The sequence below is a fragment of the Geosporobacter subterraneus DSM 17957 genome, from assembly GCF_900142145.1.
Taxonomy (GTDB): domain Bacteria; phylum Bacillota; class Clostridia; order Peptostreptococcales; family Thermotaleaceae; genus Geosporobacter; species Geosporobacter subterraneus.
Window position 1 is genome coordinate 38425 of the sequence record NZ_FQZV01000008.1, and the last position, 12486, is coordinate 50910.

Sequence of the window (12486 nt, forward strand, 5' to 3'; positions counted from 1 at the left end):
TGAATCAGATAGAGTTATTCTATTGCATCCTTAAGATCACCGGCACTTTATTTTATAGGTGATTTTGGCGTAGAAAAGTACTGTAGAATAGCCTCTGCTAAAGTTTTTGCCAGTAAAGCCTGATCTTCATCGTTAATGAGCCACTCGTACTCATAAGGATTTGGGACAAATCCACTTTCGATTAATATAGAAGGTGCCCATGTCCCTCTGGTAACATAAAAATTCTTATTATGCAGTCCTTTGCTATTACGCTTTAATGTATCCAAGGTATGCATAAACACTTTCTCCGAGGCTAGTTGAGCCAGCTTTTCTCTATAGAATACTGAAAACCCATCTATCTTTGCGATGTCGACGTTATCTCCCATACTATTTGCATGGATGGAGATAAACAAATCTGGTCTTGCATTTCTTGAAGCAGCTAAGCGTTCCTCTAAAGATACATCTATATCCGTATTTCTTGTCATCAGTACGATGGCTCCAAGCTGTTCCAGTTCCTGCTGCAGCTTAAGTGCAGTATTTAGATTAATAGATTTTTCGGCATTGGCTGCACCTAAAGGTCCTAGTGCACCAGTGTCACTCCCTCCATGCCCAGGGTCTATCATGATAGTAATCCCTGCAAGCGGTTGATCTCCTCCTACAGATACTACTGGCCTTTTCAGCATTAATGCTATTCCTGTTGGTGTTTTTTCAATAAAATATCCTTCGATAAAATGATCTTTCTTAAGTGTTAATGTGTACTGCAGACTATTTGTGTTTTGTAAAACAGCAACAGAAGAGACCATAGCTTCCTCAGGTAAGGTGGGTATCACCCCTCCAGCTGCTGCTGATATATCAAGTTTGACTACATTTCCGTCAAAAGAGGAGAATACAGTTGTTAGCTTTGACAGGTCAATATTTAAAGTATCCCATTTCTCCCCAGTACTATACTCCGCCTTTTGAATTTTTGTAGTTAATGGACTTTGGGTTGCATAGGTTTTAACATCCTTTTTATTGATCCATTGTCCGGAAGATAGACGAACAAAATTCCCTGTCATTCCCGTCACATAGTCTGTCATTCCGCTGTAAAGTTCATAGGCCGCTCCATTACCCGTCGTTGGCGTAGAATAGGTATCTGCAACGGACTTTACTACTTCTGCATAAAAAGGAGCGTTTTTCATCACTACACCGATTTTCGCTGGGGCTTTGCTTGTCTTAGTAGCTCCTTTATAGTTCATTGTGTAGACCGGAGTCCCTAGATCGATTATGCGAGGGGTTCCTGCATAGGTCGGTATAGTATATACATGAGTATATGTATCAGCAAAAATCCCCTGTCCACTGGCTGATAACCCCGATGGTTTCATGGTATAGCTTTTTCCCCCAAGGTTTACCGTAACTTTAGAGCCAATTGGCGCCTGACAGGAAAGCGTTATTTTTTCCCCCGGTGTTCGGTATTCCTGCTCTTTCGGGAAGACCGATGCAGCAGGAATCTCTGCAGCACTTAACTTCTTGGCGGCTGCAGAAGGCGTCTCCCGAAAAATTACACGGGTTACATAGGATCCCTCCTGTGAAAAAGTAAACTGATTTGCCCCCTTCTCCAAAGGTACAAGTATGCCAAAGTATCCTTGAGGAGATCGGTTTTCTACAGGTTTCCCGTTCAGAAATAGGGGTTGTTCCGGATCTGAGGCCCCGTTTAAATAATATTGGCTTAAGCCTGTCTTTATATTATCCGCCGGTCTTGATACACTGACAGGAACCCTGACAGTAAATCCATCCTTCTTTTCATAGAAGGCTTTAACTGCACCAGCGAGGGCTGGATTGTTTTCGAAGGATTTGTAGCTGAAAAAGATGCTCCCCTTTACTTCTGGGCTATGGGTATTGAGTTGGAGCTGTTTTTCTATCTCCGAAATACCATACCAAGGACTTGATGGATCAGGGTTTCCGGCCCGATATGCAGCCTGTCCGATATACAAATCAACCTCAGTGCCATTGACCGTATCTTTCCACCATGACAGCAGCTTACTGTAATCTGCCACTGCAAATCCTATGTTCCAATAGATTTGCGGTGCGATATAGTCTATCCATCCTTCTTTTACCCACTTTCTGGTATCTGCAAATTGATCATAATAGGACTGCATTCCTTTGGTGTCACTGCCAAGGGGATTGGTGTTACTATTTGCCCATATACCGAAAGGGCTAATCCCGAACCGTATGTTTTTTTGAGTCTGTTTAATAGCTTCTGATAAATCACGTATCAGCAGATTTACATTTTCTCTACGCCAATCATTGATATTGCTATAGCCTTTTCCATATTTTTCATAGGCGGCTTTATCGTTAAAGTCTTTACCGGGATAAAAATAATCATCGAAGTGAATACCATCGATATCGTAGTTCTCAATAATCTCAAGTACTCCGTCAATCACCAGCTGACGTACCTCCGGAAGCCCTGGATCATAATAAAAATTGCCGTCGGTGTGTTTCACAATCCAGTCAGGTTTTAGCCGAATCGGATTTGTTGCGTCCAATGAGGCAAGATCATGATTTAATTCTACCGCAGTTTTCTTTGTACCTCTATAAGGATTAATCCATGCATGGAGCTCTATTCCCCGATTATGGGCTTCCGCAATCCAAAACGCCAAGGGATCGAAACCATCTTTAGGCGCTTGCCCCTGTTTCCCTGTTAAATATTTAGACCACGGGAAATACCGAGATTTATAGATTGCATCAGAGGCTGGTCGAACCTGCAAGAAAACAGCATTCAATCCCATATCGGCAGCATGATCTAATATTTTTAACGCTTCAGCCTTCAATACTTCTGGTTCCTCAGTCGGTTTTGACGGGTAATCGATGTTTAATACAGTTGCTACCCACAGTCCTCGAAGCTCCCCTCTATGTATTGGATCAGAGGAAGCATGTGGCATCCAAATCTGTAGAATGAAAGCCAATAGGACGATTGTAATACTGATTCTCGTAATCTTTTTCATAGTCCACCCCTTATAGATATTATGTAAGCCCCGTGTTTTAGTAATATTTCTACATCCTTCGACGAATGCCCTGCCCTATTAGCAATTTTTAATATAATTGTAACAATTCTTCCATTTAGTGAATTATTTAGAAAGGCTTTTTTTACTTGAAGCAAAGAAAAGTATCTATTTAAAGAATAGATACTTTTCAAACAATCATAGACTGATTAAATTCTATATATTTAACTTCTCTAAAACTTTACTGACAATTGCATCGGCATTTAATCCAAATTTACGCTGTAGATAATCCTGGGTACCTACTTCTCCAAAATGATCCTGTATAGCAATGCTTATGAATGGTGCCTCTATGGGACTTTCCGCTAGGACTTCTGCAATCGCCGATCCTAAGCCCCCAATTTTACTGTGGTTTTCTGCTGCGACAATAACCCGTTTCCCTCTTGACACTTCCCTGACGAGCTCTTCATCCAGTGGTTTTACCGTAAACATATCCACGATGGTGCTGGAAATTCCGTACTCTTCCAGTATTTTTCTCGCTTTTATTGCCTCTGCTATCATTTCACCAATAGCAAATATAGCAATATCGGTTCCTTCACAAATGATATTTCCCTTGCCTATTTCAAATTGTGAGCCTTCACTATAGATGTCTGGAACGGCCTTTCGTGCACAACGGAAATAATACATACCGTACCTGTCAATCGTGTTTTTTATAACCCACTTGAATTGAGCAGCATCGGCTGGAGCTATTACTGTTAACTGGGGAACTGCTCTCGTCAAAGCTAAGTCTTCAACAGAAGTGTGGGTTCCCCCGTTGTGCAGCGCCCAGAATCCAGGGTCAGAACCGTATATTCTTATATTGGCTTGCTGATAGCATCCTGAAAGATAAAGCTGGTCAAAGACGCGCCGGGTTGCAAAAGGAGCAAAAGTATGAACAAAGGGTATTTTTCCCGTTAAGGACATGCCGCAGCTTGCACCGATCATATTGGCTTCACTGATTCCCATATTGATACACCGTTTAGGATATTTTCTAAACAACTTTCCAGTCCCTGAGGCATTCACCAGGTCTGCATCACATACAATGATATTCTCATTTTCTTCCATCAACTCCATAAGGGTTTCTTGGTAGACTGCCCGCAGTTCCTTTGGCTGCTGCTTTTCAGCTAACTGAAACATCCTAGTCTACCTCCACCTTTCAGTTTTCTTTCAAGCATTTCGATGGCTGCATTTAGTTGCAGCTCACTTTCACCTGAAAAACGAATATGATGATTATCCTGAAGGTTCTCAAAATACGAAATCCCTTGTGCCTTAATTGTATCCAGGATAATGCAGCAAGCCTGATTCTTTACCTCAAACATCTGGTGAATCGTTTTTTTGATCTCTGCTTCGTCATTTCCCTTGATTCTCTTCACAGCAAAACCGAAGGCTTCTAATTTATTCTTTAGGTCAAATAATTCCATAATCTCTTGTGTAGGACCATCCAATTGTTTATGATTCTCATCGATAAAAATAACTAGGTTTGAAAGTTTATGATGAGCCGCAAACTGCAGGGCTTCCCATACTTGCCCTTCATTGCATTCCCCATCACCAAGGATTGTATATACTCTATTGCTCTTTTCGCTGAGCTGAAAGGATTTGGCGATTCCTACAGCCAATGAAATGCCTTGGCCTAAGGAGCCGGTAGTCACATCCACCCCTGGCGTCTTCATCCGATCCGGATGTGAAGGAAGCCTTGTCCCGTTATCATTTAATGTATCCAGCATTTCCATTGGAAAATATCCGCGAATTGCAAGGGTTGCATACAAGGCAGGGCCTGCATGGCCCTTGGACAGAACAAACCAGTCCCGATCCTCCCAGGCTGGATTCTGGGGATTTATTTTCATTACATCCCCATACAAAACTGATAAAGTTTCTACGATGGATAGAGCTCCACCGAGATGGCCAAAACCTCTTTTCTTCAACATCCTACAGACTTCCAACCGAATTTTTGCAGACAGCCTTTTTAAATCATCCATATTTTCACCATCCTCCGGTTAAAGGTTGTTGACAAAGTAATGTTGCTCAATAAACCCCTCCTAAGCTTCCGAGCAGGGACTTTGACGAGGTCACTTTTTTCAATGATCTATTTCAGAAAAAGTGGCCTTGTCACGGAGTCGAGAGGATCTTAGGAGGGGTTTGTCATCAGGCTCAGGGTATTATCTATTTGATAACACCCTTTTCTGCTAAAAAAGCTCCTAACTTTTCCTGTAATTCTGGCAAAGAGATAATGTTGTTAAGGGTTATGCAGGGACCAAACTTAGATAATACGTCATACATATCTCTACCGCAAATAAATAAATCTGCACTCCCCTTGTAGGCATCTGTAGCTGCGCTATGCTCCACTGTTATATCCGTAACCCCCAGCTTATTAAGCACCTTTTTTACATTCATTTCAACTAAGAATGAAGATCCTAGACCACTTCCACATACACACTGTATTTTTTTTATCGCCATACGCTTCTCCCCTTTACTCATTTAATGATTATCCCATGATTCAATGGATTCTTTCAGTTCTGCATATAACCCAAAAGAGTACAAAAGCATCTTATCCATAGACAATAAAAGATAGACAATAAAAGGAAAGGGTGTTTTTAGCACCCTTTATTCGCTGCAGGAGTATTGCTTTTTTGCGGGTAAAAAATATTATATAGGATTGGAATCATTGGCAGTGCAATACAAATTGCCATCAGCCCATAACCCTGCATCACTCTTGCAATATTGCCTAATACAATTCCCACAGCAGTAAAATCTGCATCTGAAAAAGTTGTATTTGCAAATCCAAGAGATCCCAGAACCGGCATAAGAAATGCTGGTAAGAAAGTAATCAGAAGTCCATGACCAAAGGCACCTAATATCGCACCTCTTCTACCACCTGTTGCATTTCCGAAAACACCGGCAGTAGCCCCACAGAAGAAATGAGGAATTACGCCAGGAAGAATTAATGCTAATGAACCACCCATTAATACAAGTATACTTAGTCCGGCTAAGCCCCCGGCAAATGATACTAAAAAGCCTAGCAGTACAGCATTCTCCGCAAATGGGAACACAATGGGGCAATCCAGGGCTGGTTTTGCGTCAGGAACGATCTTTTCTGAGAAACCTTTAAAGGCCGGAACGATTTCAGCAATAAGTAGACGGACCCCTGCCAATACGATATATACGCCCCCTGCAAAGGTTAATGCCTGGATGATTGAAAATAGGAACCAGTTATTGCCGCCAATCATCGCCGGATCAAAATCAGCGTGGGTTGTTGCGATAAATGTCACGATCATAAAAAATAGGAACATTGTCAATGCAATAGCCACAGATGTATCCCGCATAAAGGATAAACGTTTTGGGAATTTAATATCTTCCGTAGATTTTGACTTGTTGCCGAATTTACTGCCCAGCCAAGCAGAGAACACATATCCCAGTGTTCCAAAATGTGCAAATGCAATAGAATCATCCCCAGTAATCTTTTCCATAGTCTTTTGTGCCAAAGCGGGGAAAAAGACCATTGTAAATCCTAAAACACAGGAACCGGAAAGAATAAGCTGCCAGCCTTTAAGTCCGCCTACCGTTAGAACCACTGCAATCAATGCTGCCATATACAATGTGTGATGCCCTGTTAGGAAGATGTATTTTAATCTAGAGAAGCGGGCAATGATGATATTGGCAAACATTCCAAAAGCCATAATCAATGCAGTTGACGAAGCATAATCATTTAATGCCAGTGATACGATTGCTTCATTGTTTGGAACCACCCCTTGCACTCCAAAGGCGAAGTTAAAGAGTTCACCAAAATAGTTCAAAGCTCCAACAAGTATTCCTGCCCCTGAACCAATAACAATAAATCCAAGTATTGTCTTAATGGTTCCTTTAATGACGTCCTCGATAGCTTTCCCCTGAGAAATTAATCCAATAAGTGCAATTGCTCCGACTAATAATGATGGTGTAGAAAGAATCTGCTGGATGAAGTTTAAGAAATCTCCCATAAAATAATCTACCTCCTTTTTTTATTTATACACAGCTTTAGGCTGTGTTCAATAAGATTAGAGTTGAAAAAGACGATAAATCTCTTCTTTATCTTGGGCATCAATTATTTTACTGACATGGGCGTCATTTCCCAGTAATTCTGAGAGTCTGCCAAGAGCTTCCAGATGAGATTTGCTGTCTGTGGCTGCCAGAGTGATAATCAATCGAACTTCGTATCCATCCTCGGAAAACTTGATGGGATTTCGTAGAAGAAGAATACCAATCTGCTTTTTAAGAACGCCTTGATCCGGTCTGGCATGGGGCATTGCTATATTTGGTGCAAGCACATAGTAGGGACCATATTCTTTTGTATTATCTATGATGGCTTGGATATACCTTTCCTCCACATATTCGTTTTCCACCAGGGGCCGTACGGCTGTTTCAATTGCTTCAAGCCAGTCCTTTACACTGTCAATAATGATTATATTGTCAAGAGATATTAAATCATGCACCTTTAGTCCTCCGTTTCATTATTTTCTTCTTTTTGGAAGGACGTTCTATTACCTACTATTGTAGATACAGGGTCCTTGTTTGTGAAGAACAATATTTACACCTTATATTGTGCAAAAAAATACTATAGCTGCTTTTGTCGAATATCCGTACTAGTCTTCATCCAATACAAGATTCTCTTTTTTTATATTCTCTTCTATAAATTTCAATACACAGCCTGGATCCTTCATTGCCAGCAGGTGATTAATATTTTCTTCCTCAGCAAACAATTCCATCATATCTTTCATCATTCCTAAATGGCTGCTTTTGTCGATAGGTGCCAAAATAAATATGATATGGACAGGTATGTAAAAGAAAGATACAGGTTCTTTCAAGCATAGAAGGGATAGGCCTAAAGAATTTACCCCATCCTGAGGTAAAGCGTGACCTAAGGCCAACTTAGGAGCAATCACGATATAAGGTCCATACTTTTCAATATTTAGAATCATGGCTTCTATATATTGTGGTTCTATCACTTTCTCATCCAGCAGAGGTCTAGAGGCTTCAATGATGGCTTCTTTCCAGTCCCGAGCAGAATTTTTAAACTGGATACGACTGGGAATCACTACATCCTTTAGCCGTATAGAGGAGGCTGGTCTGGGTATATGAAGAGGAGCATTTTCAAATGCCCTTAGCAGGTCATTCCTGAGTTTACTGTGGTTTTGGGGATGGACATATTCCTTGACAATTCTAAAAATTCTTTCCAATGTGATATTATTATGGATATTTGTGGATATTTTCTGGGCTACCCTAGAAAGAATACGAATCCTGTCTTCTTCCGATATTACTGGACTTACTCTTATGACCGGAATTGGAGCCTTCATATCTACAGTTGTAATAATAAAATCGCTTTTTGGGCAGTAGCTCTCGACCTCTTTTACCGGAACCATCGCACTGATTTCAATATCCGGATGCAGACTCTCAATCTCTCCCCTCAACATGTTGGCTGTAGAGATGCCATTAGGACATACAATCAGTACCCTGCACTTTGAACTGCCGTAGTTTCTTTTATTGAGGAATCCCCCAAAATGCATCGTAATATAAGCCACTTCACTTTCCGGAATCGGTACTCCCAAAGTCTGCCGTAAACCCTTACAAACCTTTCGGGTAATATCAAACAGGTCCGGATAGCTAGATTGAATTTCGCTCATTAATGGATTTCCTATTTGTATTCCATATCGATACCGATATATTGACATATTTAAATGCTGTGCCAGAAGATTTACCAGTTGATCACTATCTTCAAACACTACGCAGGCTAACCTTTGAAAATCAAGCACAAGATTCCTGGCTAAATTAATGGTATCGATCGATTGGGGCTTAACCGTTGGTACTTGAACCCTTGATCCTAATAAATGTATTGCAACATATATTCTCTCCTGCAGCGATAATTCACTTAAAAATTGGCTAACTACTTGAAATTCTCTGGTTGAAGATACTTCTTCTATTCCGATTTCGTCGAATTCAATACAGTCATCTCGATTGGAAATGACAAAAACCAATGTGGCTAGTGATAAAAGCATTCCCTCCACATAGGCTGTACCCAGCTCTGATTCGATGGTTTTTAACTTTGTCAGATACTCATTGACCTGTATCTCATCATAAAATGGCAGATATCTCATATTGGAAATATGTTTATTGGTGATTAAATCAATTAGCGGTTGAAAATAGTATAAGAACAGCGCTCTTTGTTTAATGAGCGGGCCCTCAATTTTATAACCTACATGAGGCTCAAATAGTAATTGCAGCCTATATCGTTCCAGTTTCTTTCGAACATCTTTCAAGTCATTAAAAGCAGTATTTCGGCTTATATCACATATTTGACATAATTGCTCGATGTAGATAGGCTTTGAAGAACCCAATAAAGAACATATCATCAATCCTGTTCTTTCTCTTGGTGATAAAGTGTAAAAATGTGATTGATGGGTATCGCTGATTAACCCTCTTATTTTTTGACGGGTAATGGAAGTAAGGTATATTCCCCTATTTCTCTCAATTTGGATCTCGGTAACACGCTGCATATTTAACCAATCATTAATCTTGTTAAGATCATAATATACACTTCTTTTAGAGATATTTAAGATTTTCCCGATCTCTTGTACGGAAATATAATCTTCACGGCTGATCAATAATTCTAGAATCGTTTTGCACCTGGTATCTAACTGCCATTGCATCAAGCCAATCCCCCCTTACCTTTATTCTACCAAAAGGAAAAATGATTCGTTAGCGTAATATTTGTACATTCATCGTGCAAAACTTAGACTGTACTTTTATATAAACCAAAGAACAGCTAGAATCAATCTAGCTGTTCTTTGGTTTATAGTTCCCCTTTATCCAGAGGTATACATCATCATATATTTTTCGCACCGGTGCAATATTGCTCTTATATGCGTTTAACAGAGATTTTGCACCCATATAGTAGGCCTTGGTTGTCTTTTCATCCAAGCCTAATTCGGAAGCGGCGTCCAGCTGTTGATAGAAAAGATCATAATAGAAGCGATTGGTTAATGCTTTATCATCAATTTCCAGTTCAACACCCAAATGATGTTTTCTCGCCAGAGCTGCCACATTGTCCATTCTCTCTTTGGGTGGATCTTCCTTGGCATAGAAATTGGGCTGTAATATCACATAGTCAAAACCGTAATCCTGCCATTTCTCATATCCTTTTGAGCCAAAGAAAGGGATCCAATAAAGCTTATGTCCCTTAGCGTGCACAAGCTCTGCTGCATACCGTACAAGCTTCTCTTCATCAGGAATTGTAGTGTCCATAGTTTCTTTATACCAGTAAATACCTGCTAAATCAATCCCTTCATATTTAGCGGTTTCCCATGCAGCCATTAACTGGTTCAGATAGTTTTCAATTGCGTTTTGACGATTTGTTAAAGCTGCTTTACTACCTATGGTTTCAGCGTTGAAAGACACGTTTTCTGCAAAGACCTCTTGCTTTGCTTCCGGATAGGGAATGGTCAATATTACTTTTGGTCTTATATTTAGATCAGAATAGGTATTTTGCATTTGCCGGCTTACTTGATTCAGAGCATCCAGCTGCTCTCCCTCTTTAAACAAACTCTTTAAATAATCCTCCCACGCTGCCTGGGTGCTTTTCATCTCTGGAAAAGGCAGGAATAAGAAGGTATCAAATAAACGGTCCTTCACCTTTCTGTTTGAATCCATATAACTAACTAGAGGTAAAAAATCGTCCTTTTTCCAAAGACCTAAATCCCCGTGTCCTGTAGTGTAAATTAATAGAATATCATCTATTGCCGGTATTTTTAGGTACTGATCGGATGCACCTTTAAACCGGTCTCCCTGGGCAAGGATGGCAGGTCTCTCAATTGTCGTATTTCTCACGTCTTCCTTGATGGTTAAGTGCCTTGCGAAAACCCAGACATCTACCGGAAAGCTTAATTTAACATAACGGGCTTCCATCGGTCTGAAGCTTAGCAACAGCTTACGGTTTTGCACTGTTGTATCCGATGCTGAAACCAAATGTCCCACCCGCCCTAAGTAACTCCAGTGTTCTCCGTCTATAGATATGGAAGCCTCTAAAAACTTAGGCAGTAGGATTCCTGAGCCTTTATTCTGTTGAAACTCCATGGAAATCTCACCGATCGGTTTTCGTTCTCCCAGATCAACGGTAATATCGCGTCCCTCCTGGCGAAAAAAACCAACCCAGGCTTCACTTTTGGACAGCAGCCCCTCTACAGCCCCAGGATAAGATTTGTATTCCATCCGCTGAAACCCTGCATCCGGTGCATGCTGTTCAACCTTATAACTGACAGTTTCTCCATGACTTGTTATGGGCAGTAGTAATAAAATGAAAACTACAAACAGTATCTTATGTTTTAGCATTTGCTGATCCCCCTATTGTTTGACTGTAACTACAACCTCATGGTAACGGCTGCCAAGATTTACAGTAATCTGTGCTTTTCCTGGTTTTATTGCTTTAAATATGCCATTTTCAGAGATTGTGCCAATTTCGGGGTTATCTATTCCAAACACAGGTGTATAAGCTATAAGTTCTTTTTGGCTCAATACCTGGATTTCTTTTTGTTCTCCCACCTTTATCTCTATAACCTTTGGAGAAACACCCCAAAAATAGTCACCTGCTAAATTTCCCCTCTCTAAAAGTTTGTTTGCAATTACCGCGGCTTCCGCCCGGGTAAGAAGATTTTGAGGCATAAACATGTTTCCTTTTCCGGTCATGAAGTTTTGATCCGTTACAAATGCTACAGCAGCCTTTGCATAAGATGAAATCTTCGCCCCATCTTCATAGGCAATCCTCTTCGTATCTATATCGCCATTATTGGTAAAAGCCTGATATAGAATAACTGCTGCATCCTGACGTATCACAGGACGGTCACCCCAAAATTTGGACTCCCCTCTGCCAGCTAGAATCCCCAGTTGAACCAGAGCTTCCACATATCCAGACTCTGACTGTGATACATCTAAATCTACGAAGGTAGGCTTTTCAGGAAACACCGGCTGAATACCCAACACCTTTGCAATGACTACCGCAAAATGCTTTCGCTTCATTTCCTGATCTGGAGCGAATCGGTCGTTTGAAACGCCTTTCATAATTCCTTTGTTATAAAGATTGATAATGGAAGTCTTTGCAAAGGATGCCCCAATATCATTAAATTCAGGGCCTTTTGCAAAAACAGTGTTTGAACTGGTCAGTACTGTAAAAGCCAGGCATCCGGCTAGCCATTTGGATTTTTTCAAAGGTAGAACCTCCTTATAGCATATCAGGTTATTTTATCTATTTTGGGTAATTTGTGCATACTTTTATAGATTTCGACAGGGCTCCATGTATCCCTTTGAAAAAAGGTAGAATTTTTTTTGTAAATAATGGTATTTTGCAGATTACTCCTAAAAGCTATTGCTATTCTCTATCATTTTTATTTTGTATATTTTTTATTACTATGTTACTACTGAGATTACAATTGCTGTGGCGGATGATATTAAGATCCTTAGCCAGTCTTTTCGT

General features: G+C 40.4%; 9 protein-coding genes. All 9 read right to left on the bottom strand.

The window, feature by feature from the left end; all coding sequences use genetic code 11:
* Positions 1-47: 47 nt before the first annotated feature.
* A complete protein-coding gene (locus BUB56_RS03560) occupies positions 48-2960 on the bottom strand; it encodes an N-acetylmuramoyl-L-alanine amidase (protein ID WP_110940010.1) in 2913 nt (970 codons plus the stop codon).
* A gap of 213 nt (positions 2961-3173) precedes the next feature.
* Positions 3174-4130 (bottom strand): transketolase family protein, encoded by a 957-nt coding sequence (locus BUB56_RS03565; protein ID WP_110940011.1) that lies wholly within the window; start codon positions 4128-4130, stop codon positions 3174-3176.
* The gene (locus BUB56_RS03570) at positions 4118-4969 is read right to left on the bottom strand and encodes a transketolase (RefSeq protein ID WP_110940012.1); all 852 of its coding nucleotides are present in this window, start codon (positions 4967-4969) and stop codon (positions 4118-4120) included. The genes BUB56_RS03565 and BUB56_RS03570 overlap by 13 nt, the downstream gene beginning before the upstream one ends.
* Before the next feature lie 184 nt (positions 4970-5153).
* Entirely contained in the window at positions 5154-5447 is a 294-nt protein-coding gene (locus BUB56_RS03575; RefSeq protein ID WP_110940013.1) for a PTS sugar transporter subunit IIB, read from the bottom strand.
* 137 nt (positions 5448-5584) lie between these two features.
* Positions 5585-6967, bottom strand: a complete 1383-nt coding sequence (locus BUB56_RS03580) for a PTS ascorbate transporter subunit IIC (RefSeq protein ID WP_110940014.1) — start codon at positions 6965-6967, stop codon at positions 5585-5587.
* 57 nt (positions 6968-7024) lie between these two features.
* The gene (locus tag BUB56_RS03585) at positions 7025-7459 is read right to left on the bottom strand and encodes a PTS sugar transporter subunit IIA (RefSeq protein ID WP_110940015.1); all 435 of its coding nucleotides are present in this window, start codon (positions 7457-7459) and stop codon (positions 7025-7027) included.
* Between the two features lie 150 nt (positions 7460-7609).
* A complete protein-coding gene (locus BUB56_RS03590) occupies positions 7610-9670 on the bottom strand; it encodes a BglG family transcription antiterminator (protein ID WP_110940016.1) in 2061 nt (686 codons plus the stop codon).
* Positions 9671-9797: 127 nt separating this feature from the next.
* Positions 9798-11348, bottom strand: coding sequence for a DUF4855 domain-containing protein (locus BUB56_RS03595; RefSeq protein WP_110940017.1), 1551 nt, complete (start codon positions 11346-11348; stop codon positions 9798-9800).
* A 12-nt stretch (positions 11349-11360) separates the two neighbouring features.
* Positions 11361-12221, bottom strand: a complete 861-nt coding sequence (locus BUB56_RS03600) for an S-layer homology domain-containing protein (RefSeq protein ID WP_110940018.1) — start codon at positions 12219-12221, stop codon at positions 11361-11363.
* Positions 12222-12486: the final 265 nt, after the last annotated feature.